Source organism: Bacteroides sp. MSK.18.37 (genome assembly GCF_019129155.2).
Classification (GTDB): domain Bacteria; phylum Bacteroidota; class Bacteroidia; order Bacteroidales; family Bacteroidaceae; genus Bacteroides; species Bacteroides ovatus.
Genome location: NZ_JAHOIB020000001.1, coordinates 3,125,027 through 3,149,177 on the forward strand (window position 1 = coordinate 3,125,027; position 24,151 = coordinate 3,149,177).

The 24,151-nt window shown below is 39.1% G+C and carries 16 protein-coding genes and 1 CRISPR repeat array (1 of these 17 only partly in view); of the genes, 9 read left to right on the forward strand and 7 right to left on the reverse strand.

What is annotated here, in order from left to right; translation table 11 throughout:
* Window position 1: 1 nt before the first annotated feature.
* The 6 genes from KSX81_RS12515 to KSX81_RS12540 all read right to left on the reverse strand — a co-directional run bounded on the left by KSX81_RS12515 (window position 2) and on the right by KSX81_RS12540 (window position 9,411).
* A complete protein-coding gene (locus KSX81_RS12515; RefSeq protein WP_149963854.1) occupies window positions 2-1,318 on the reverse strand; it encodes a DUF4302 domain-containing protein in 1,317 nt (438 codons plus the stop codon).
* A gap of 12 nt (window positions 1,319-1,330) precedes the next feature.
* Window positions 1,331-2,227: a putative zinc-binding metallopeptidase gene (locus KSX81_RS12520; protein WP_004322942.1), complete on the reverse strand. Its 897-nt coding sequence runs from the start codon at window positions 2,225-2,227 to the stop codon at window positions 1,331-1,333.
* Window positions 2,228-2,248: 21 nt separating this feature from the next.
* The gene (locus KSX81_RS12525) at window positions 2,249-3,817 is read right to left on the reverse strand and encodes a RagB/SusD family nutrient uptake outer membrane protein (protein WP_118418259.1); all 1,569 of its coding nucleotides are present in this window, start codon (window positions 3,815-3,817) and stop codon (window positions 2,249-2,251) included.
* Window positions 3,818-3,840: 23 nt separating this feature from the next.
* Window positions 3,841-7,431: a SusC/RagA family TonB-linked outer membrane protein gene (locus KSX81_RS12530; RefSeq protein WP_004298545.1), complete on the reverse strand. Its 3,591-nt coding sequence runs from the start codon at window positions 7,429-7,431 to the stop codon at window positions 3,841-3,843.
* Window positions 7,432-7,582: 151 nt separating this feature from the next.
* Window positions 7,583-8,746: a FecR family protein gene (locus KSX81_RS12535; protein WP_004322945.1), complete on the reverse strand. Its 1,164-nt coding sequence runs from the start codon at window positions 8,744-8,746 to the stop codon at window positions 7,583-7,585.
* A gap of 62 nt (window positions 8,747-8,808) precedes the next feature.
* Window positions 8,809-9,411, reverse strand: coding sequence for an RNA polymerase sigma-70 factor (locus tag KSX81_RS12540; RefSeq protein ID WP_004302699.1), 603 nt, complete (start codon window positions 9,409-9,411; stop codon window positions 8,809-8,811).
* A 44-nt stretch (window positions 9,412-9,455) separates the two neighbouring features.
* Here KSX81_RS12540 and KSX81_RS12545 point away from each other — a divergent pair, with 44 nt between their 5' ends.
* A complete protein-coding gene (locus tag KSX81_RS12545) occupies window positions 9,456-10,463 on the forward strand; it encodes an NAD-dependent epimerase/dehydratase family protein (RefSeq protein WP_175353272.1) in 1,008 nt (335 codons plus the stop codon).
* Window positions 10,454-11,419: a phosphatase PAP2 family protein gene (locus KSX81_RS12550; RefSeq protein WP_175353273.1), complete on the forward strand. Its 966-nt coding sequence runs from the start codon at window positions 10,454-10,456 to the stop codon at window positions 11,417-11,419. Before KSX81_RS12545 ends, KSX81_RS12550 begins: the two co-directional genes overlap by 10 nt.
* 90 nt (window positions 11,420-11,509) lie before the next feature.
* Here KSX81_RS12550 and dusB read toward each other — a convergent pair whose 3' ends face one another.
* Window positions 11,510-12,505: a tRNA dihydrouridine synthase DusB gene (gene dusB / locus KSX81_RS12555; protein ID WP_004322952.1), complete on the reverse strand. Its 996-nt coding sequence runs from the start codon at window positions 12,503-12,505 to the stop codon at window positions 11,510-11,512.
* 124 nt (window positions 12,506-12,629) lie between these two features.
* Between dusB and KSX81_RS12560 the strand changes: the two genes are divergently transcribed.
* From KSX81_RS12560 to cas2, 7 genes are all read left to right on the forward strand, one after another.
* A complete protein-coding gene (locus KSX81_RS12560) occupies window positions 12,630-13,919 on the forward strand; it encodes a peptidase U32 family protein (RefSeq protein ID WP_004302691.1) in 1,290 nt (429 codons plus the stop codon).
* A 45-nt stretch (window positions 13,920-13,964) separates the two neighbouring features.
* Window positions 13,965-14,366 carry an acyl-CoA thioesterase gene (locus KSX81_RS12565; protein WP_004302689.1) on the forward strand — a complete coding sequence of 134 codons (402 nt, stop codon included), beginning with the start codon at window positions 13,965-13,967 and terminating at the stop codon, window positions 14,364-14,366.
* Entirely contained in the window at window positions 14,363-15,487 is a 1,125-nt protein-coding gene (gene dprA, locus KSX81_RS12570) for a DNA-processing protein DprA (protein WP_032845594.1), read from the forward strand. The genes KSX81_RS12565 and dprA overlap by 4 nt, the downstream gene beginning before the upstream one ends.
* 883 nt (window positions 15,488-16,370) lie before the next feature.
* Window positions 16,371-20,903 carry a type II CRISPR RNA-guided endonuclease Cas9 gene (gene cas9 / locus KSX81_RS12575; RefSeq protein WP_115483915.1) on the forward strand — a complete coding sequence of 1,511 codons (4,533 nt, stop codon included), beginning with the start codon at window positions 16,371-16,373 and terminating at the stop codon, window positions 20,901-20,903.
* On the forward strand, window positions 20,900-21,913 hold the full coding sequence (locus tag KSX81_RS12580) for a virulence RhuM family protein (protein WP_009001197.1): 1,014 nt from the start codon (window positions 20,900-20,902) through the stop codon (window positions 21,911-21,913). The genes cas9 and KSX81_RS12580 overlap by 4 nt, the downstream gene beginning before the upstream one ends.
* Window positions 21,906-22,838 (forward strand): type II CRISPR-associated endonuclease Cas1, encoded by a 933-nt coding sequence (gene cas1 / locus KSX81_RS12585; RefSeq protein ID WP_009001196.1) that lies wholly within the window; start codon window positions 21,906-21,908, stop codon window positions 22,836-22,838. The genes KSX81_RS12580 and cas1 overlap by 8 nt, the downstream gene beginning before the upstream one ends.
* Entirely contained in the window at window positions 22,838-23,170 is a 333-nt protein-coding gene (cas2, locus tag KSX81_RS12590; RefSeq protein ID WP_009001195.1) for a CRISPR-associated endonuclease Cas2, read from the forward strand. The genes cas1 and cas2 overlap by 1 nt, the downstream gene beginning before the upstream one ends.
* Before the next feature lie 108 nt (window positions 23,171-23,278).
* A CRISPR array of direct repeats spans window positions 23,279-24,151; the repeat unit is 47 nt; unit sequence ATTGTTCCCAATGGTTCAAAGATACTAATTTGAAAGCAAATCACAAC; it runs 938 nt beyond the window's last position.

Consider the following 24,151-nt stretch of genomic DNA (forward strand, 5'->3'; position numbering starts at 1 on the left):
ATTAATTACCTTCGTTTTCTTTTTCCATTAAGATTGAGTTATACCAACTCCAGTAACCCATTAGTCCTGAAGTTGAATATTCATCGGATGAATAAGCCCAGATTATCAATGACGTATTTTCTTGGCTTGCTTTATCCGCGAAGTAGAAAGTGAAAGGATTGATTTTCACCGTAACATTTACTAATCCGCTGCGTAAGCGTGAAGGCAAACTTAATTCTGTGTGAGCATATCCTTCTACACCTGCCGCACACGCAAAGTAGTAAGACGATGAAGAAACCGGACTTATACTTTGTGAATCTAAGATCAGTTTTCCGCTGGCTTTGTCATACAGAAGAGTGAAGTTGAATCCGCCAATACTTTTCAGAGTATAACTTTCTCCTCTGACTTTAGGAGTGATGGTTACAGATTGTGAAGTTGGACCTTCATCGTAATCGTCAACCGTTGCAGTGTAGGTACCGATATAGTCTTCATATTGCAGATAGTTTTCGGGATAATACTCTTTTAATACAATATCCGTTGCATCTGCATCGGTACAAACAAATAGCCTGAACTTTTTATCCCATTTGAAGTGCTGGACTTCAACTCCGTTGACATTATATGGAGACTGTAACTTCAGCCCTTTTTCTGTATAAATATATGGTAAACTTTCTGCACTGCTATAATCGGTACTGTAAACGGAGAATGTAGACATTGTGCCATTGTCACGTATAAAGTAGTTCAGTACTTGGCCCCCTTTCTCCATGCGATATGTATTCAGAAAAGCATCTTTCTCGATGTTAATGATATCCTCAAGCTGGATACGCCATGGTATATCTTTGGGCATAGGCGTCATTTCCATTATATTTTTATATTTTTTTCCTTGTAGAATAACCTTGTCGGGAGTTGCGCTCATGATAATAAACTCATAATCTCCTCCCACGTTCATGTTCAGGCCTAAAGGACCTGAAAACATGTGGATCAGCTGGTTGTATGAGTCGAAAGTGAGCATAGTGCTTTGTTCCGATTTAACTTGATACAGGGAGGTTATTATGGTACCCGGCTTGTAACCTTCTGCTCCTGCTTCCGACGCCATTTCTACCTGTTTTCCATCAAATTTCATTAGTAGGGTGACTGCACCTGCAGAATAGTTGCTTCCTATGTAATATTCCAGTTTCCATCCGTTCGGAACATCTTTAAGAATCTCCTGACATTTTATTACATCGGCTGTAGCTCTGTTGGCGGATGATTCGTCGAATATTTCTTCTTCAGAGAAAAGACAAGATTGTAATACAATGCAAGTCAATGCCAGAAGTGTGTATATTGATAGATATTTCTTCATAATTTTCATAGTTTATTCAATAATACTTAAGTCTACATTGCCGTTTGCTATATCATCTTGGCGGCGTAGAACGATGTCGCGTAATTCGTCCAGATTGATTCCCCAGGTTTGTTCCATGTAACTATAGACTATTTCGAATTTTTGCTTTATGAGTGCACGGCCGTTTTCACCGGCATTCTGCAGCATGTTATTCCAGTAGTCTTTGGTATTTGTGACATACACTGCGATGTTTTCCACAAAATCTTCACGTGATTCACTCATTGCGTAGGAAGTGACAAATCCTTGTTGCCATGCATTGCGGTTAGCTCCCACCATATACCAGTCGCTGCCGATATAGGCATTTTCTGTGATACGATCAAATGCCGGATCATAGTTTTTGGTTTGATGCAGGATGTGGGCGAACTCATGATGCATTGTCTGGAAATAGTATTCGTTTAGCAGATTGATATCTATTTTATCAGGATTGATGTCATTTACATTGTATAATGTAATTTTCATACCACCTTCTGCCGTTCCCAATACCATGGTGCCATTGTCTTCATAGGCAGGAGAGCCGATAAAGTGAATGGTCTTGGGGATGTATTGACGTAAGAAGTCCGGATTACCGGTCGCTTCATCGTATGCTTCCAGCCATACATGTTTGATAATTTTAGCCAGTACTACGGATTTTTTATAGTCGGCAGGAGCTAATACATGTGTCATATCGCTCTCGTTATCTTCCATGCGATATTTCAATGCAATGTTGTACGGATGGGTGTAATTACCCAATATCCAGTTGTCGAATGGGCTGCGTTCTACTTCTTCTGTAGAGAAGATGCTGTTTGCTTTGTCCACGCCCTCGTCGTTGTTGCAAGCTCCCAGTCCGCAGGTTAATGTTATGATTAAACTATATATGATGTATTTCTTCATATTTTTCCCTCCTTAAGTTAGTTAGTCATTTCTTGGATTTGGTTGCATACCTGCCGTAATGACACTGGCCGGTAGCTGAATTGCACGTCTGGGGTCATTCGTGTCCATCTTGTCGGTGATATTCACCAAGGTATAACCTTCATAATAGCGGCGGTAGATTACAATGCCATAGCGCTTTATATCTTGCCATCTAAGTCCCTCTTCTAAAGTTAACAGGCGTCTCGCATGTAGAATACAGTGTATCAGATTCTCTTGCATTCCTTTTTCTATTATAAAATCCGGATGCAATTCCTTTTTTACCGTCGGGGCTTCCGGTGTGTAATATTTTAATTGAGCATAAAAATCATTGATTGTCTCTTTGGACAAGGTTTGTGTATTTTTCGTAAAGGCTTTCTGCCAGGCGTCTATATCGGCTGCAGCTTCGTCGTAACGTTTTAGTAATGTGTAAGCTTCAGCCCGGCAAAGTAATGCTTCATCGGTAGTGAAAGCAGGATACAGCATATAACCGACCCAGCTGTTGCCTGATGTGAACTGCTGATAGATGACTAAACGGCGGAATCCGTTCTTGATAGAGCCACCAGGCGCAAATGGGATTTGGTGGTAGCTTGACTGGTCTCCCCATGGACCTTCGGATTTACAACTTTCCGAGGCAGTAATATTATTCATGCAGTATCTTTCACAGTTGGCATAACCCGGATCGGAAACCAATGGCCAATATGAAGCTGCTGATATTACCAGTAGATTTGCCCGATTATCTGCATCTACATAAGCGTTCGGCTGTATGTTCTTGTTGGGAGATAAAGCTCCTAATGCAGCCCAGTCACGTAAATATTGGGAAGCATTCGTGCCGAGTACTATATTGGCATAATTGATAACCTTCTGGCAGTTAGAAAAATCCGGCTGTGTGTAATATAGATAAAAGCGGGCAGCAAATGCATAGGCAGCCTTTTTATTAAAATGATATTTCACTCGTGAGTAAATATTGTCGTCGATTAGAGGCAATCCTTCTTCTAAATCGGCTGCGATATTTTGATAGACTTCAGCAACAGTTCCGCGTGAGTATTGTGGATTTACAGATGTTTCCGGTTCCTTTATGTAAGGTATACCTAGGTCTTTATCTGCATTTGTACCATACGCTTTGCAGAATGTGGTAGCTAGTACGAAATGATTATATGCGCGACATATTAGAGCTTCACCTCTTTGGGCTGACAATGATTGAGGGTTTCCCATTTGCTTGATGGCTGCCAGGGCTTGGTTGGCCGATGCAATCGAGTTATAACAATCATTCCATAAGGCATGAGGTGAGTCTTGATTCTCTTCAGTGGTTTGCTGCCAGCGATACAAGTGCTCGTTTAACCGGAAAAGATAGCTGTATGCTTTACTATTTTCATCAATGTTGTCACTGTAGAATTCGCCTATGTGACAGTTGGTGGTCATTGGGTATGCAGATACCAATACTTTGGTAATGCTCTCTTCGGTAGTTAGTTCAGTTCGGTTGTCCGGCATTTCATCCAAAAAATCACTACAGGAGGTTATTCCCAGGCATAAGGTTGAAATGACTGCTGTATATAATACGTTTTTATATTTCATCATTTTTATAATTATCTGAATGGTTAAAATCCTAATCTAAGAGTTAATGTGAACTGACGGGGTACAGGGGAGGCAACTCCACCGGTATTGAAGAATTCCGGGTCCTGTCCGTTTAGCTTTTTATCTGCGTAGATTAGGAATAAATTAGTAGCCTGAAGTTTCAAAGATAAATTGGATATCTTTGCTGATGTAATCCATGATTTTGGAAAATCATAGGACAAGGAAATTTCTTTCATACGAATAAAGTCTCCTTTGGCAATTCGTTCTGTAGAGTAATTATAGGCATTATATGCATACATCAAATCTTTATTATCTTCATATTGACGTTTGGAAATGATGGCAGGGATATTGGTATGCTTCTCATCACCCGGAACTGTCCAGCGATTTTTGAATTCACGGGGCATAGAGGATAAGTCACTGTATTGATAATTGAAGCACGGATTTAAACGTACTACATTACCAAATGAATAGGTGATAAATACATTTAGTTTGAATGCTTTATAGGTGAAGATATTACCAAAGCTACCTGTTATAGTAGGATCAGTGGGACCTTCATATTTTAGATAGTCTATATTGTCACGTGTTTGGAAATCAATATCAGTACTGGTTATTTTTCCATTGATATTATACATTGGGATACCATTTGAACTTAGGCCGACAAATGGGATAGAGAACAAACCACGCACCGGGTAGCCCTGACGCGCAAAACCGTAGCCTGAAACCAGATCCATCACGCTGGAACGGGCGTTAAGCTCGGTCACTTCATTTTTTGCTTTGGAAAAGATGAAATCTGTATTCCATGAGAAGTCTTTCGATTGGATATTCTTGCTTGAGATGGTGAATTCAATACCATGTGACTTCATGGAGGCTATATTGGCATATTTATAAATAGAACCACCTACTCCTTGTGTCGGAGTTATACCAATCAGGTCATAGTTGTTGCGTTTATACCAGTCGATTGAGAAATTGATCCGGTTGTCTAAGAATCCCATATCAGCACCGATGTTTAATTCATGCTTCTTTTCGTAAGTCAATTCGCTATTTTCGGGGTCGGATACATAAAGTCCGGTTTCCTGTCCGCTGGTGAAAGGGCGAAATGGTGAATAGCTGGTGATTATGGCATGTGAATTTGTTACATATTCCGGACCTCTGTCGGCAGTTAAAGAGTAGGATGCTTTGAATGTCAAATGTGACAGCACGGAGCTGAGTGTTTCGAAGAAATTTTCTTCATGTACATTCCATGCTCCTGAAATATTCCATGTAGGTAACCAGCGGGAAGAACGGCTTTTTCCCATGCGGTTGGTGCCTTCATAGCGGAATGTTCCGTTTACTGTATAACGGCCATCATACGAATAGGTTGCATTGGCAAAACCTGCTACACTCCTTGTTGTGGTATGGTTTAATCCATAATAATTTTCACCGGACTCAATACCTTTCTTGAAAAATTCATATACGTACGATGGAATTTCGCCCATTGTATATTGCATTCCCCATCCTTGAAAATAATTCTGCATGCGTTTTAAATCATTCACCTCCATACCAGCGAAAAGATTGGTTATATGCTTTTCTGCAAATAAATGATTCCAGGATGCTGTGGCACGAAAGTCTACTCCCAGCATGCGATAGTCCTTACGCTGGTAAATACCGCCTTCCGGCAGTATGCTGATGGGTAAAGCATAAGGATTGTCGGGGTTGGTGTAGAGTAAATTATTGTTGTCACGAATAGTGGCGTCATCCATTCCTGTGCGATATGCTGTTGCCTGATTCGAGTGGTCTTTAATATTATGTTCTTGCGAAGAAGCTTGATATCTGACTGCTCCTAATGCGCTAAGCTCTAATTCTGGAAGTGCTTTCCATTTTACTTCTCCTTGGAATTTAACGTCAACTACGTTTAAGTCCATATAATTGTTATCCAATTCATGAAGGATATTGAATGGTGCGTAGTTAGCTGTATAGTTGACTGCCGGATCCAATGCGCGTGATGTGTTTAGTGCATACGAATATGGATTGATGTCAAATTGACGGGTGACTTCTCCACTAGCTGCATTCACTTCAGAACTTAGTGTTCCGGGCGCTTTCTGCTTACGGTAGGAAGCACTGGATATTAAATTTATAGATAAATTCTTATATATATTATATGTTGTATTTAAATTAGCTGTATAGCGTTTTACTTCACTTTGCTTGTACCACCCCGGGTCTGACATGGCACTTAATGAAGCATAGAATGAAGATTTTTCTGTTCCGGAAGTGATACTGACAGAATGATTTTGTGTGATATTGTTGGAAAATAAAGTATCAAACCAGTCGGTATTTCTCATTTCCGCTTCACGCAGGTAAGCGTTACGTGCTTCCGGAGTGTTGGCAAGTCCGAATTGTCCTGTAACCGGATTGTATTGATTGATTAACTGATACATACGTCCATACACTCCGCTATCTTTTGCACGGTAAGTATCGCTATTGTTGAGCCATCCTTTTTGTTCCATTTCTTTATAGATTCCCATTTGTTCCTGTGAATTCATGATATTGAATTCTTTATAACTGGGAATCATACGAGTTGTAAATTCACCGGTATAGCTGATTTTGCTGACACCGGCTTTTCCCTTTTTGGTGGTTACTACAATAACCCCTGCCATGGCTCGCGCACCGTAGATAGAGGTTGCTGATCCGTCTTTCAATATTTGAAAGCTTTCAATATCATCTGAATTCAATCCGGCAATAGCTGAACTAATCAATGTTTCGGCATCTCCTGAGGATAAGTCATCCGGACCTACGTCGATAGCATCTTCCATGATGACTCCATCTACCACCCATAGTGGCTTTGAACTACCGAAAATAGATGTAGCACCACGTACCCGGATTTTTGGGGCGGTACCAAATGTGCCGGAAACATTTTGTACAGATACGCCTGCAGCACGTCCTTCAAGTCCCCGGCTGATATCAGGCAAACCATCTAGTTTGACCTCATCTGCGGACAATTGTTTGGTTGCTCCTGTAAACAGACGTTTGTCCATTTTCTGCATACCTGTTACTACTACTTCAGATAATGTTTGTACATCAGGCATTAATGTAACATTCATATTTGGAGCAGGAGTCAGGTCCTGCGGTTTCATTCCTATATAGGAAAATTGTAACAGGGATTTATTGGATACATTTTCTATCGAGAATTTTCCATCTATATCCGTTAATACACCGGACTTACTTCCTTTGATGACAACGGTTGCACCAATGAGCGGCTGTCCGTCATCACCGGAAATAACCACTCCTTTCACATTGAATACTTTCGCCTGTTTGGAAGGACCTTTGATAGTAATTGTGATAAATTGGTCTTCAATATGATATTCCAGTGGCTTATTGGCTAAGATTATATCGAGAGTCTGCTCTATACTCTTATCCTTGACGGAGCCAGAAACGGTGAATTTCTTGACATCGTCATACGTAAACAGGATCTTATATCCGGATAGTTTTTCTAAACGTTTTAGTACGGACGGCAACCGTTCGTTGCTAATTTCAATCGTGATTTTCTTTTGCGATTGCACCTGAGCATTTACTTGGTAGGGTCGGAAACATAATACGCATAGAAAACACACAATAAGTAGGTTCCAATTATTTCTCATACGTTTGTCTTTAATAACACTATTTGAACATGTTTATATAACTAGTGCGTATGAGAAGAAAAAATGGATACCCCTTTTGCGATTTATTTTTTAATAAAAGTGATATTTTGTTGTATTTTGCATAGATTAGTTATACTTATGCAATAAAAATCTAGTCTACAGTAAGCGTATTGCCTTGCAAGGTGACTGTCACTTTTTTCATTCTATTAAGTAATGAGATCGTATGTTCCAGGTCTTTGGTACGATCGGATATAAAGTGCATTTTATACTCCATCGCTTCTTTGTTTCTGAACTCTATGTTTACATTGTACCAACGTCCCAAATTTTGCATAATATCTTTCAATGTGACATTGTCAAAGTAGAAATAGCCGTCTTTCCAATAAACATAGGAGTCTAGATCTACTTCTGCCAGGATAAAGTTGCCATCAGATTGCAGATGTGCATCTTCTCCCGGATATAGTCTGGTATATGATCCTCCTTTGGTATTGCTGACTTCTACTTTTCCATTAATAAGCACTACATGAGTATCTTCAGGAGTATAGCTGCGTATATTAAATTCAGTACCGAGAACGCGGGTTTGTACAGTTTTGGTTTTTACGATAAAAGGTCGCTCCGGATCTTTGGCCACTTTAAAATAAGCCTCACCTTCTAAAGTGACGATACGTTCGTCGCCAATAAAGGCCGTTGGATAGACAAAGTTACTATTGGCATTGAGCCAGACCTCCGTGCCGTCACATAACACTACCTTGAAACTTTCACCGCGTGGAACAGTGAGTACATGTGTTTGAGTGGTCGTTGAAATGACTTGCCTGTAATCCAATTCTTTCTTTTCGGACTTTGAGATCATTTTCTGTGGTAAGGTTTGATTGTTTGATTGCGGTTCGTCTAATACAATCTTTTCTCCGTTATCTTTTTGCAGAGTGATATGTTGAGGGGCAGCATCAGCAGTAAATACTGTGATTGGTTCCAGGGCAGGGGTCGTCAGGGTATTGATAAGATAGTAAGTTCCAAATAGAACGGCAATCATGGCGGCTATTCCCATACTTACTTTCCAGAAGTTGGAACGCATTCTTGCCGTGTATTGTTTTTTCTTGAATCGTTCTAGCTCCATCTCTATATTGGGTAGTTCCATTCCACTTTTTTGTTGTAGGAAGAGGCTGCTATCCATGATGTCGCGACAAGCCTGCAGGGTTTCTTCATCTTTAAGCATTTCCTGCAGTTGTTCGACGTTTATTTCTGAAGAGCTCTCCATAATGTCGAGTGCCTTCTCTACAGATTTATCTGTACTATCTATATTGTCAATATCTTTATTCATCACTGTTCGACTGTATCATACTTATTTATATTACGTTTAATCATAAAATAAAGACACCTGCTTTATGATTTTTTTGCACATTCTTCACGTATCACCTGTAATGCTTTCACAATATGCTTCCTGACTGCACTGACACTAATATTTAATTCCTCTGCCACTTCCTGATATTTTTTGCGTTGAATATAACATTCTTCTAAAATATGCCTGGTATGTGGAGTCAGTTTTTCCATCGCCTTACTGATATGCATCATTCTTTCATCCTGCTCCTGATACTCCGTCTCAACATAACTTTTGGTCAGTTCGGAATAGATTTGTACGTATTGTTCGTGTGTATTCTGATGCCGCAGGAAATCAATGCTTTTGTTGCGAACGTAGACATATAGATAAGATTTAGCTGTGGCTTTATCTATTTTAGCATAATTGGCCCAAATAAATTCGAAGGCGTCGCTGACAATATCCTTACTAGCCTCCATATTATTAATCAAATGAAATGCGTAATAATAAAGTTGAGGATAGTACTCTTTAAAAAGAAAATCAAAATCGGCCTTATCTTCCACGTGCTTTAAAAGTGTTGAATAGTAAATAAATCGCATTGCAAATAAACAAATAATAATTGAGAAAAGCAAAATGGCTTTTATTTTATATTTATCGTATCTTTGTGGCATCATATTTTTTGAATCAATATTCATGTAGAACCAGGGAAGTAATAATGGAGAGTGTTTTAATTACAGGTGCAAGTGGTTTTATAGGAAGTTTCATCGTGGAGGAAGCGTTGAAACGAAAGTTTGGTGTGTGGGCCGGAATTCGCCCCACGAGTAGCAAGCGGTATTTAAAGAACCGGAAAATTCACTTTCTGGAACTGGACTTTGCACATCCCAATGAGCTTCGCGCCCAACTCTCCGGGCATAAAGGTACTTACAGCAAATTTGATTATATCATCCATTGCGCCGGTGTGACAAAGTGTTCTGATAAAAAGACCTTTGATTATGTGAATTATCTTCAGACTAAATATTTTATAGACACGCTGAAGGAATTGAATATGGTTCCGAAGCAGTTTATATATATTAGCACGTTGAGTGTATTCGGACCTGTACGTGAGAAGGATTATACTCCGATAAGCGGAGAAGATACTCCGATGCCTAATACGGCTTATGGATTGAGTAAATTGAAAGCGGAATTATATATTCAGAGTATTCCCGGTTTTCCTTATGTCATTTATCGTCCTACGGGAGTCTATGGTCCCCGTGAGTCAGACTATTTCCTGATGGCCAAGTCCATTCAGAAGCATGTAGACTTTTCGGTCGGTTTTCGACGCCAGGACTTGACTTTTGTTTATGTGAAGGACATTGTGCAGGCGATTTTTCAGGGAATGGAGAAAAAAGTGGTTCAAAAGGCGTATTTCCTGACAGATGGGAAAATCTATAAAAGTCGTGCCTTTTCGGATCTGATACAAAAAGAATTGGGCAATCCGTTTGTTCTTCACTTGAAATGTCCATTAATTGTGCTAAAAGTTATATCTTTGTTCGCTGAATTCATTGCTACACGTTCCGGGAGGAGCAGTACCCTGAATTCGGATAAATATAAGATAATGAAACAACGCAACTGGCAATGCGACATATCCCCGGTAATGAAAGAACTTGGGTATGTACCCGAATATGATTTGGAAAAGGGAGTTCGTGAAACCATTGCCTGGTATAAAAATGAAGGATGGCTTTAGACTTATTTAAGCGCATAGAAACCCGGAAAGGGTTGTTTGCTGTGGAAAAGATTACACTGATTTATAATCTGTTGACTTCCATATTGATTCTATTCCTGTTTCAGCGAATGGATCATCCATGGCACATGTTGCTGGATAGGGCTATGATCGCGGCGATGACCTTTTTGTTGATGTATCTTTATCGTCTTGCCCCCTGTAAGTTTTCAGCGTTTGTGCGCATTGTTATCCAGATGAGTCTATTGTCTTACTGGTATCCGGATACTTTCGAGTTCAATCGTTTCTTTCCGAATTTAGACCATGTATTTGCAACTGCCGAGGAGTTTATTTTCAATGGTCAGCCTGCTATCTGGTTTTGCCATACGTTTCCGTACCTTATCGTCAGTGAAGCATTTAATATGGGATATTTCTTTTATTATCCGATGATGCTGATTGTGGCATTGTTTTATTTCATTTATAAGTTTGAGTGGTTCGAAAAGATGTCTTTTGTTCTCGTCACTTCCTTCTTTATCTATTATCTGATTTATATATTCGTTCCTGTCGCGGGGCCTCAATTCTATTTCCCTGCCATCGGGATTGATAATGTATCTAAAGGTATTTTCCCTGCTATCGGTGACTATTTCAATCATAATCAGGAATTACTTCCCGGACCGGGTTATCAGCATGGATTCTTTTATAGCTTAGTGGAAGGCTCACAGCAGGTAGGCGAACGTCCTACGGCAGCATTCCCCAGTTCACACGTCGGTATTTCTACTATTTTGATGATTATGGCATGGCGTGGCAGCAAGAAATTGTTTGCTTGTCTGATACCTTTCTATATGTTGCTTTGCGGGGCTACCGTATATATTCAGGCACATTATGTGATTGATGCCATTGTAGGGTTTTTCTCTGCATTCCTATTGTATGTGGTTGTGACCTGGATGTTTAAGAAGTGGTTTGCACAACCGATGTTTAAGTAGAAAATTGGAATATACTTCTGTATTTTGAAACAGGTAATCTCCATCCGCAGGAATCAGAGTTTGCGGATGAAGATTATGATCTATAGTAGATTAAACTTCCGGATTCTCTTTACGTTGGGAAGTGATTTCTTCAAATATGCGGAAAAGCTCTTCCTTTGTTTCTGCCCGTAACATGGCAATACGCGTATTACGGAAATTAGGGATTCCTTTGAATAATGGGCTCGCAGCCAGATGACGACGTACGTGCAGAATACCTCTGCGCTCATCAAGTAGATTTACGCTGTCGACCACTTCCTGGCGAAGCACTTCCATGCACCAGTCGAAACTTAGCGGTGGTAATTCTTCACCAGTCTCCAGATAGTGTTTCACTTCTTTGAATATCCATGGACGACCAAAGCTGGCACGACCAATCATGACAGCATCTACTCCATAACGGTCAAAACACTCTTTGCTGCGTTCAGGCGTCGTCACGTCACCATTACCGATAATAGGAATATGCATCCGTGGATTATTCTTCACTTCGCCTATTAATGTCCAGTCTGCTTCTCCGGTATACATTTGTGCACGGGTGCGGCCATGTATAGTCAGTGCAGCAATACCACAATCCTGTAGCTGTTCTGCTAGCTCTACAATTACTTTGTTGTTAGCATCCCATCCCAGGCGGGTCTTGACCGTTACGGGGATTTTCACCGCATCTACTACCGCACGGGTGATCTCCAGCATCTTGGGGATATTCTGTAACATACCTGCTCCTGCTCCTTTTCCGGCTACTCTTTTTACCGGGCATCCGAAATTGATATCCAGAATATCAGGTTGTGCCTGTTCCACAATCTTGGCAGCTTCCACCATCGTTTCCGTATCTTTCCCGTATATCTGGATGGCAACGGGACGTTCGGCATCACTGATACTTAGTTTCTGCGCAGTCTTGCTGACAGCGCGAATCAGCGCATCGCTCGACACAAATTCGGTGTATACCATATCTGCTCCGAACCTCTTGCACATCAGGCGGAAAGCCGGATCAGTCACATCCTCCATCGGAGCAAGTAAGATGGGATATTTACCCAAATCTATTTGGCCTATCTTCATATATGAATCTGATATTTACTGTTTATGATTGAAGTAACTTCTTGTTTTCGCTGCAAAAATACGGAAAAAAGCCTACCTTTGTACGCATTCATTTGCTTAACTGATACAAATAAGTATATATTCTATGAGTCTTAGTTTGAAAGATTTTGAAATAATGGCTCCTGTCGGTTCGCGCGAATCTCTTGCTGCGGCTATTCAGGCAGGTGCTGATTCTATCTATTTCGGTATAGAAAACCTGAACATGCGTGCCCGTTCGGCCAATACGTTTACGATTGATGATTTGCGGGAGATCGCCCGTACGTGTGATGAACACGGGATGAAAAGTTACTTGACGGTCAACACGATTATCTATGATAAAGATATTCCATTGATGCATACCATTGTCGATGCAGCCAAGGAAGCCGGAATCTCTGCGGTGATTGCAGCCGATGTGGCGGTGATGAACTATGCCCGTCAGATAGGGCAGGAGGTACACCTTTCCACTCAACTGAACATCTCCAATGCAGAGGCTTTAAAATTCTACGCACAATTTGCAGATGTGGTAGTATTGGCCCGTGAGTTGAATCTGGAGCAGGTAGCCGAAATCTATCGCCAGATTCAGGAAGAACATATTTGTGGTCCGAGCGGTGAACAGATTCGCATTGAGATGTTCTGTCACGGTGCGCTTTGTATGGCTGTATCGGGTAAATGTTACCTCTCTTTGCATGAGATGAACCATTCTGCCAATCGCGGCGCTTGTATGCAGGTGTGTCGCCGTTCCTATACAGTCCGTGACAAAGAGACGGATGTGGAACTGGATATTGATAACGAATATATCATGTCACCGAAAGATTTGAAGACCATCCACTTTATGAATAAGATGTTGGATGCCGGTGTGCGTGTATTCAAAATTGAAGGCCGTGCCCGTGGACCTGAATATGTACGTACAGTGGTAGAATGTTACAAAGAGGCTATCAAAGCTTATCTGGAAGGAACATTTACCGATGAAAAGATTGCAGCTTGGGACGAACGTCTGAAAACAGTATTCAACCGCGGCTTTTGGGATGGCTATTATTTGGGACAACGTTTAGGCGAATGGACCAGAAACTATGGCTCGGCAGCTACGGAACGTAAGATATATGTAGGTAAAGGTATCAAATACTTCTCTAACATTGGAGTTTCCGAATTTCTGGTAGAGGCTGCGGAAGTTAGCGTAGGCGATAAACTTCTCATTACCGGACCGACCACAGGTGCTCTATTCATGACTTTGGAAGAAGCCCGTGTTGACTTGGAATCCGTGCAGACTGTGAAGAAAGGCCAGCACTTCTCCATGAAATCAGATAAGATACGCCCCAGTGACAAGCTGTATAAACTGGTATCAACCGAAGAACTGAAGAAGTTCAAAGGACTCGATATTGAGCAAAAAAGAGGCTAACTGCTATTTCTCAACTTTTAATTTTTAATCTTCAATTTTTAATTGATGAACTATATCTATGAATTGGAAATGAAGGTGCGTGATTACGAGTGCGACCTTCAAGGGATTGTTAATAATGCGAACTATCAGCATTATTTGGAACATACCCGCCATGAGTTTCTGACGTCGGTAGGCATCAGTTTTGCTGCACTCCACGAACAGGGAGTCGATCCGGTAGTGGCACGCATTAATATGGCATTCAAAACGCCGTTGAAAAGCGGAGACGAGTTTGTCTCTAAACTCTATATGAAGAAGGAAGGTATCAAATATGTATTCTATCAGGATATTTTCCGTAAGAGTGATAATAAAGTAGTAGTGAAATCCACTGTTGAAACGGTATGTGTGGTAAACGGACGTTTGAGTGACAGCGAATTATTCGATAGCGTCTTTGCCCCTTACCTGAAATGAGCAGTTCCGAGGAAGAACAGATTTATAGTATCGCCCTGACAATGGTGCCCGGTATCGGGCACATAGGGGCGAAACATCTGATAGACGGAATGAATAATGCTGTTGATGTCTTCCGTCTGCGTAAAGAAATACCGGAACGTATTCCTGAAGTGAGTCAACGGGTGGTAGATGCGTTGGATTGTCCACAAGCTGTGATCCGTGCCGAACAGGAATATGAATTTATCCGGAAGAACCGGATCTCCTGCCTGACTTTCCATGACGAGGCTTATCCTTCTCGTTTGCGGGAATGTGAAGATGCTCCTATTGTCCTTTTCTTTAAAGGAAATACCGATTTGAATTCCCTTCATATCCTGAATATGGTAGGAACCCGTAATGCCACTGATTATGGTACCCGGATTTGCGCCTCTTTCTTACGCGATCTGAAAACACTTTGTCCTGATGTGTTGGTGGTCAGTGGACTTGCTTACGGAATCGATATTCATGCGCATCGTGAAGCGCTGGTCAATGATCTGCCTACGGTAGGTGTCCTTGCCCACGGTCTGGATCGTATTTATCCTTATGTCCATCGGAAAACAGCCATTGATATGCTCGAAAAAGGAGGACTATTGACCGAATTTCTGTCCGGTACGAATCCCGACAAACATAATTTCGTCAGTCGTAACCGCATTGTCGCAGGTATGTGTGATGCTACGGTTGTCATTGAATCGGCAGAAAAAGGAGGCTCATTAATCACTGCTGAACTTGCTGAAGGCTATCATCGCGATTGTTTTGCTTTTCCCGGCCGGATAAATGATGAATATTCAAAGGGGTGTAATCGGTTGATTAGAGATAATAAGGCTTCCTTACTATTATCGGCTGAAGATCTTGTACAGGCAATGGGATGGAATATACCAACAACTTCTTCCGAAAAAGTAAATGTGCAACGTAGTCTTTTTCTCGACTTGTCCGAAGAAGAACAGAAGATTGTCTCTATTCTGGAGAAACAGGGGAATTTACAGATTAATTCTCTGGTAGTAGAAGCAGATATTCCCGTACATAAGATAAATGCTATTCTTTTTGAACTGGAAATGAAAGGAGTAGTTCGTGTATTGGCAGGAGGAATGTATCAGTTATTGAATTAACTCGTATAGACTAACCTCATATATGGATATAAAAAAAGGAGCAACGCCTTGCTCCAACCTTTGTTAACCTTAAATCTAATACTATGAAAAAAATCACATGACAAATGTAAGCGTTCAACTTATTCTTTCCAAATAATTCTGTTGTATTTGTTTCTCTTTTAAATTCTTTCACTGATTTTCACTGTTATCGGACACGACGCACTTCTAATGGATAAAGTTTGGCACTTTCATGGTAAGTAATGGAAAGAAATGCAAGCTTTCTTGAATATGTTTTCATGGTCATTCGAAGGGTTCGTGAAATAAGGCTTAAAATAAGTGCTTTGTTGGTTTAAAAGGAACGCCCCGTTGGTTTAAAACCAAGGCATCGTTCCTTTAAAACCAACGAGGTGTTCCTTTTAAAGGAAAATGTGTACTTGTATGTTGCTGTGTAATATATAGAATTATCTTTTCATAATAGCCATGGTGGATTTTTTTGCTGTCAAATTCAATGACTACCAATGAATGCTTTTATGAGAATGCTATAACACTAATGCTTGTCACTACGGAGCATAAATTTTATATAATAAAGAAAAGTGTTACGAGGACTATTGGGGAAAATCAACAAAAAGTTCTCATAAATGTATAGAAGGAGATTATGTGATTCATTCGAAGAATTTGGTGTTGAAGGATGATATAACCTATCTGCTGATATGGGATGTTTTGTTTGTAGTAGTACAAAAAAGGCGAGGCAAATGCCCCACCTTGAATGTTTTCACAACGGAATAATCCTTATTGTGATTTGCTTTTAATTAGTGTGACAAAGATAGTAATTTATTTTGTTTTAATGTCTAATTTGTGGAAAAATATTAATATATTTGATGAGTTATAATAAGATAGGGCAAATATGAAAAGAATATTAGGACTGGATTTGGGAACCAACAGTATTGGTTGGGCATTGGTTGACAGCGAAGAGCAGAGAATTTTAGGAATGGGTAGTCGGATTATTCCTATGGATCAGGGTGTGTTGGATACTTTCAGTGGGGGGAATCCGGTAGAGACTCAAACAGCTGCGCGAACGGTCTATCGTGGCACACGCCGATTGCGCGAAAGAGCATTATTACGTCGTGAGCGTCTGATTCGTGTTTTGAATATGATGAAGTTTTTACCCGAACATTATGCTTCTCAAATAGATTTTGAGAAGCGATTAGGACAATTTTTTGATGAAAAGGAGCCCAAACTAGCTTGGAAACAAAATGATGAAGGGAGGTTCGAGTTTATTTTTCAACAGTCTTTTAATGAAATGATAGAAGAATTTAAGAATAAGGGGGTGGTTAGAGAAGATAAAAAAATCCCATATGATTGGACTATCTATTATTTGCGTAAGAAAGCTCTTTCTCAAGAGATAGAGAAGGAAGAACTAGCTTGGATTTTATTAAATTTCAATCAGAAACGGGGATATTATCAATTAAGAGGGGAAGAAGAGGAAGAGAACCCTAATAAATTAGTAGAATATTATTCATTGAAAATAGTGGATGTCATAGCCGATGAAAAACCGAATAGTAAAGGTGATATATGGTATTCTTTACATTTAGAAAACGGCTGGATTTATCGTCGCTCCAGTAAGATTCCGTTATTTGGATGGAAAGATAAAACACGTGATTTTATTGTTACTACAGATTTGAACGACGACGGGACGGTTAAAAAAGATAAGGAAGGAATAGAAAAGCGGTCTTTTCGTGCGCCAAGCGAAAATGATTGGGTATTGTTGAAAAAGAAGACGGAGAGTGATATAGAAAAGTCTCATAAAACAGTTGGTGCGTATGTCTATGAGACATTACTGCAAAATCCTATGCAAAAAGTTCGTGGAAAGCTTGTACGGACAATCGAACGTAAGTTCTACAAGGATGAACTGAAACAAATTCTTGAGAAACAAAGAGAGTTTCATCCCGAATTGAGAGATGAAGATTTATACAACGACTGTGTAAGAGAGTTATATCGGAGTAATGAGACGTACCAATTTATTTTAAGTAAAAGAGATTTTGTTCATTTATTCTTGGACGATATTTTATTTTATCAGAGACCATTACGGAGTCAGAAGTCTGCGATAGGTGATTGCATACTTGAATTTAAAACATACAAAGATAAAGATGGAAATAATATTAAAGAGTATCTGAAGGTCATTTCAAAATCCAATCCTCTTTATCAGGAATTCCGTATATGGCAATGGCTGTACAATTTGAAGATATATCGGAAGGAAGATGACGAAGATGTTACTTTGCAATTTATTGCAAACATTGAAGATAAAGAACAGCTATTTGATTTCTTAAGTAATAGGAAAAGTATAGAACAGAAACCTTTGCTTGAATATTTGATAAAGGCAAAAGGTCTGAAAAAACAGGTAAAGACAGAGGCATATCGATGGAATTATGTTGAAGATAAGATATATCCTTGCAGTGAAACAAAAACGATGATTTCTACACGTTTGGCTAAAGTAGAAAATATTCCAGATAATTTCTTTACAAAAGAAATAGAACAAAAACTTTGGCATATCATTTATTCTGTTACAGATAAAAATGAGTTTGAGAAAGCGTTGAGAACTTTTGCAAAAAAGTATGATTTAGATATTGCTTCTTTTGTAGATAATTTCAAGAAAATTCCTCCTTTTAAAAATGAATATGGATCATTCTCCGAAAAAGCAATAAAGAAACTGTTACCTTTGATGCGTTTGGGGAAATACTGGAAATGGAATGATATTGATAATAATACCCAAAATAGAATATCCAAAATAATCACAGGCGAGTATGATGAGGAAATTAAGGATATAGTTCGTGAAAAGTCTATTGCTTTAACTAATGAAAACGATTTTCAAGGTTTACAGTTATGGTTGGCTCAATATCTTGTTTATGGGCGACATTCAGAAGCAGATATTGCAGGAAAATGGCATTCGGTTGCTGATTTAGAAAAGTATTTGAATGAGTTTAAACAGCATTCCTTACGTAATCCGATTGTAGAACAAATAATTACGGAAACTTTACGGGTAGTGAGAGATATTTGGCGAAAATACGGACAAGGAGCAGAAAACTTTTTTAGTGAAATCCATGTTGAGCTTGGACGTGATATGAAGAACACTGCTGACGAAAGGAAAAAAATAGTTAATGTTGTAACAGAAAATGAGAATACCAATTTGCGAATCAAAGCATTATTAATGGAATTAAAGAATAATTCTGATGGCAAATTGGAGGTTGAAAATGTCCGTCCTTATTCACCCACGCAACAGGATATTCTGAAAATATATGAAGAGTATGCAATTAGCACTGGGCTTGATAACGAAAAGGATGAAAAGGTAAAGGAAGATATAAAGAAAATAAGCAGGGTTGCACAACCCACAACGACAGAACTACAACGCTACAAACTATGGTTGGAGCAAAAATATTGTTCTCCATATACGGGTAAGGTCATCCCGTTAGGGAAGCTCTTTACCGAAGAATATCAGATTGAGCATATCATTCCAAAATCTCGTTACTATGATGATAGTTTCAGTAATAAAGTAATTTGTGAGGCCGCTGTAAATAAATTGAAGGATAAATGTTTAGGGTTGGAGTTTATAAAAAACTACCATGGGCAGATTGTGGAAACAGGCTTTGGACAAAAAGTAACTATCTTTGATGAGGAGGCGTATCAGAATTTTGTAAAGCAGCATTATGCTTATAATCATTCCAAGAGGACAAAGCTTCTATTGGAAGAAATACCTGAAAAGATGATAGAACGCCAAATGAATGATACACGTTACATCAGCAAATTTGTTCTCCCTCTTTTGTCAAATCTTGTACGTGCAAAAGAAAATGACAATGGAGTAAACTCAAAAAATGTACTTCCTGTAAATGGCAAGATTACAACTATGTTGAAACAAGATTGGGGGTTGAATGATGTTTGGAATGATTTGATTCTTCCTCGTTTTGTGCGGATGAATGAGTTGGCAAAGACTATCGCATTCACCAGTTGGAATGAACAACATCAAAAATATTTGCCTACTGTTCCATTAGAACTATCAAAAGGGTTTCAAAAGAAGCGTATTGATCATCGGCATCATGCAATGGATGCTTTGGTAATAGCCTGTGCAACTCGTGACCATGTCAATCTGTTAAACAATAAACATGCAAATACAGATACAATTCGATATGATTTACAACGAAAATTACGATTGTTTGAGCGAGTGACATATATTGACCCGCAAACAAAGAACAATGTAACAAAAGATATTCCGAAAGAATTTAAAAAGCCATGGGATAATTTCACTGTTGATGCCCGTAATGAATTGGAAAAAATTATTGTTAGCTTTAAACAAAACCTGCGTATAATTAATAAGGCAACCAATATATATACGAAATATGAAAACGGTAAAAAGATAAAGGTAGGCCAGAAAGGTCTTAATTGGGCAATTCGTAAACCTCTACACAAAGAAACTGTATTTGCAAAAGTATCACTTCGTAAAAGAAAAACCGTGCGTTTGAGTGAGGCTTTAAAAGATTGGAAAAAGATAGTCGATAAAAAGCTAAAACAAGAAATAAAACGGCTTACCTGTCAATATGGTAAATTTGATGTGGATACAATCTTGCGATATTTTAAAGATCGGAAGTACCAGTTTGGAGAAGTAGATGTATCAAAAGTAAAAATGTATTATTTTGATGAAGAAAATGCGGCGGTGCGAAAAAATGTAGATACATCTTTTACAGAAAAGTTTATTCAAGGATCTGTAACAGACACTGGCATACAAAAAATCTTGCTTAATCATTTAGAGGCAAAAGGGAATAAGGTTGAAATTGCGTTCTCTCCTGAAGGTATTGAGGAGATGAACAAGAATATCATTCAGCTTAATGAAGGGAAGTTGCATCTTCCAATATTTAAAGTTCGTGTTTATGAAACAATTGGTAATAAATTCTCTGTTGGAGTAAAAGGAAACAAGAAAGACAAATATGTGGAAGCGGCAAAGGGAACCAATTTGTTCTTTGCTATATATGTAGATGAAAATGGTATTCGTTCTTATGAAACTATACCTTTAAATATCGTAATAGAACGTTTAAAACAAGGATTAAGTGTGGTTCCGGAAAAAAATAGAAAGGAACATAGTCTATTATTTTATTTATCTCCTAATGATTTGGTATATGTGCCTATAGAGGATGAACGAGAAAACATTCACGCTGTTAATTTGGACCAACTTAATAATGAACAACGGAAGAGAATTTATAAAATGGTAAGTTGTACAGGTTCAGAGTGCCATTTTGTTCCTTATTATGTAGCAAGTCCTATAGTAAACAAAGTTGAATATTCGTCATTGAATAAGATTGGAAGGAGTCTGACTGGCGAGATGATTAAAGACGTTTGTATAAAACTAAAAGTTGATCGATTAGGAAATATTAAAGGAATATCTGGCTTATGAATAAAAACAATAACACCCCAATTCCCTCTGATTTCTTTCTTTACAAAGACAGTAATGGAGAAGTGAAAGTCGAAATCTATATTTTTAATGAAACAGTTTGGCTGACACAGGATAAGATTGCGCAATTGTTTGGAGTAGATAGAAGCGTAGTGACAAAACATTTGAAGAATATCTTTCAAACGGCTGAATTGCAGGAGGATTCAGTTAGTGCAAAAATTGCACTAACTGCTGCTGATGGTAAAAAGTATCAAACGAAGCTATACAATCTTGATGCTATCTTATCCGTAGGCTACCGTGTCAACAGCATTCAGGCCACACATTTTAGAATCTGGGCAAACAGCGTACTGAAAGAATATTTGATTAAGGGTTTTGCCATGAACGACGAGCGATTAAAAAATCCACAAATGCTATTCGGCAAAGATTATTTCGAGGAGCAATTGGCTCGTATTCGTGATATTCGTAGCAGTGAACGTCGTTTTTATCAGAAGATAACTGATATTTATTCGCAATGTAGTGCTGATTACGAAGCTGGTAGCGAGGTGACAAAGACGTTTTTTGCAACTGTTCAGAATAAGTTGCATTGGGCAATTTCCGGACAGACGGCAGCGGAGATAATTGTTGCCCGTGTGGATGCAGAGAAACCTAATATGGGATTGACTACTTGGAAAAATGCGCCTAACGGGATGATTCGTAAACCGGATGTATCCATCGCAAAGAACTATCTCAATGAAACTGAAATGGATGATTTGAATCGTATTGTTTCGATGTATTTGGATTATGCAGAACGTCAAGCGAAAAAAGGACAGGTGATGTATATGAAAGATTGGGTGAAGAAGCTAGATGCATTCTTGCAATTTAACGAAGAAGCGGTATTGCAACATAGTGGGCAGGTGAGCCATGAGGTCGCCAAAGCATTGGCGGAACAAGAATATGACAAGTTTCATACTAGGCAACTTCGGAATTACGAATCGGACTTTGATAAACTTTTGAAAGGAATGAATCATGATTAAGAAAACACTTTATTTCGGAAATCCGGTTTATCTGTCGTTGCGCAATGCGCAGTTAGTTATTAAATTGCCTGATGTGGAAAAAGCAACGGCCTTACCGGAAGTATTGAAAAAGCAGGCGGAAGTGACAAAACCTATAGAAGACATTGGCATTGTAGTTTTGGATAACAAGCAAATCACCATCACTTCCGGTGTGTTGGAGGCTTTGCTTGAAAACACTTGCTCTGTAATCACTTGCGATAGTAAGAGTATGCCAGTTGGACTGATGCTTCCTCTTTATGGAAATACAACGCAGAATGAGCGTTTTCGTGAACAATTAGACGCTTCGTTGCCGTTGAAGAAACAACTTTGGCAACAAACTATTCAGGCGAAGATTAACAACCAAGCATCTGTGCTCAAAGATTGTATGAATGAAGAGGTAAAGTGTATGCGCGTGTGGGCAGCTGATGTACGTAGTGGCGACCCTGATAATTTGGAAGCACGTGCTGCTGCATATTATTGGAAATCTTTATTTGCAGATGTTGACGGTTTTACGCGAGATCGTGAAGGTATTCCTCCAAATAACCTATTAAACTACGGATATGCAATTCTTCGTGCAGTGGTAGCACGTGGGTTGGTAATAAGTGGATTACTTCCTACTTTGGGTATCCATCATCATAATCGATACAATGCTTATTGCTTGGCGGATGATATTATGGAACCTTATCGTCCTTATGTGGATGAATTAGTATTTAGCTTGATACAGGAGTATGGAATGGGTGTGGAGCTAACGAAAGAGGTGAAAACGCGATTGCTTATTATTCCGACATTGGAAGTAATAATTGGAGGTAAACGCAGTCCGTTGATGATTGCTGTGGGGCAAACTACTGCCTCACTTTATAAATGTTTCAATGGAGAGCTTCGCCGAGTTGCCTATCCCGAACGGTAATGGATCGTCTTAGTGAATATCGTATAATGTGGGTGCTCGTTCTTTTTGATTTGCCAACTGAAACGAAGAAGGAAAAGAAGGCTTATGCGGATTTCAGAAAGAATCTGCAAAAAGATGGTTTTACGATGTTTCAGTTTTCCATTTATGTACGTCACTGTGCTAGTAGCGAGAATGCAGCAGTACATATAAAAAGAGTTAAATCTTTCCTTCCGGAACTAGGGCATGTCGGAGTCATGTGTATTACGGATAAACAATTTGGGGACATAGAACTTTTCTATGGAAAGAAGGCGCAGAGTGTCAATACACCAGGGCAGCAATTGGAATTGTTTTAGAACACAAAATCTCGCATTAATGCGAGATTTTGTGTTGGGAACAGTCTTCTTTTTTCTTTTCTAATCTTCTTTGTAACTAATTGAATTACATCTTATTATATGAAATGTATTGTTCCCAATGGTTCAAAGATACTAATTTGAAAGCAAATCACAACAAAAGCTTCCTTGTCGTATTATGGTTTGTATTGTTCCCAATGGTTCAAAGATACTAATTTGAAAGCAAATCACAACACTACTGGTCTAGAAAAGAATTGAGATTTAATTGTTCCCAATGGTTCAAAGATACTAATTTGAAAGCAAATCACAACGGTAACTCTTCGTTCTATGTGGGAAGACTAATTGTTCCCAATGGTTCAAAGATACTAATTTGAAAGCAAATCACAACTTTAAAAGACAGCGGGGTTATCCCGCTGTGATTGTTCCCAATGGTTCAAAGATACTAATTTGAAAGCAAATCACAACACCTATCACAAAAAGTATACAACTTCCTTAATTGTTCCCAATGGTTCAAAGATACTAATTTGAAAGCAAATCACAACAGGAAAGTGCAGGCGCTTTAGAGGAAGGTGATTGTTCCCAATGGTTCAAAGATACTAATTTGAAAGCAAATCACAACGTTCTCGCGATCCCAGTTATCGAATACGCGATTGTTCCCAATGGTTCAAAGATACTAATTTGAAAGCAAATCACAACAGCCTATCTGGAAATTTTACAGCCATATGTATTGTTCCCAATGGTTCAAAGATACTAATTTGAAAGCAAATCACAACACCGCTTAGATGTAGGCGGGATTAATGTAATTGTTCCCAATGGTTCAAAGATACTAATTTGAAAGCAAATCACAACTATATTCTCTTACTCGTTCCTGTAAATTAGATTGTTCCCAATGGTTCAAAGATACTAATTTGAAAGCAAATCACAACAATAAGGCTAATACTGTGTTAACGCAAATGATTGTTCCCAATGGTTCAAAGATACTAA

What these genes read in the sequence shown, in the direction of transcription:
- KSX81_RS12515 (WP_149963854.1), bottom strand. Translation starts at nt 1,318, where the DNA reads ATGAAGAAATATCTATCAATATACACACTTCTGGCATTGACTTGCATT.
- KSX81_RS12520 (WP_004322942.1), bottom strand. Translation starts at nt 2,227, where the DNA reads ATGAAGAAATACATCATATATAGTTTAATCATAACATTAACCTGCGGA.
- KSX81_RS12525 (WP_118418259.1), bottom strand. Translation starts at nt 3,817, where the DNA reads ATGAAATATAAAAACGTATTATATACAGCAGTCATTTCAACCTTATGC.
- KSX81_RS12530 (WP_004298545.1), bottom strand. Translation starts at nt 7,431, where the DNA reads ATGAGAAATAATTGGAACCTACTTATTGTGTGTTTTCTATGCGTATTA.
- KSX81_RS12535 (WP_004322945.1), bottom strand. Translation starts at nt 8,746, where the DNA reads ATGAATAAAGATATTGACAATATAGATAGTACAGATAAATCTGTAGAG.
- KSX81_RS12540 (WP_004302699.1), bottom strand. Translation starts at nt 9,411, where the DNA reads ATGCCACAAAGATACGATAAATATAAAATAAAAGCCATTTTGCTTTTC.
- KSX81_RS12545 (WP_175353272.1), top strand. Translation starts at nt 9,456, where the DNA reads ATGGAGAGTGTTTTAATTACAGGTGCAAGTGGTTTTATAGGAAGTTTC.
- KSX81_RS12550 (WP_175353273.1), top strand. Translation starts at nt 10,454, where the DNA reads ATGGCTTTAGACTTATTTAAGCGCATAGAAACCCGGAAAGGGTTGTTT.
- dusB (WP_004322952.1), bottom strand. Translation starts at nt 12,505, where the DNA reads ATGAAGATAGGCCAAATAGATTTGGGTAAATATCCCATCTTACTTGCT.
- KSX81_RS12560 (WP_004302691.1), top strand. Translation starts at nt 12,630, where the DNA reads ATGAGTCTTAGTTTGAAAGATTTTGAAATAATGGCTCCTGTCGGTTCG.
- KSX81_RS12565 (WP_004302689.1), top strand. Translation starts at nt 13,965, where the DNA reads ATGAACTATATCTATGAATTGGAAATGAAGGTGCGTGATTACGAGTGC.
- dprA (WP_032845594.1), top strand. Translation starts at nt 14,363, where the DNA reads ATGAGCAGTTCCGAGGAAGAACAGATTTATAGTATCGCCCTGACAATG.
- cas9 (WP_115483915.1), top strand. Translation starts at nt 16,371, where the DNA reads ATGAAAAGAATATTAGGACTGGATTTGGGAACCAACAGTATTGGTTGG.
- KSX81_RS12580 (WP_009001197.1), top strand. Translation starts at nt 20,900, where the DNA reads ATGAATAAAAACAATAACACCCCAATTCCCTCTGATTTCTTTCTTTAC.
- cas1 (WP_009001196.1), top strand. Translation starts at nt 21,906, where the DNA reads ATGATTAAGAAAACACTTTATTTCGGAAATCCGGTTTATCTGTCGTTG.
- cas2 (WP_009001195.1), top strand. Translation starts at nt 22,838, where the DNA reads ATGGATCGTCTTAGTGAATATCGTATAATGTGGGTGCTCGTTCTTTTT.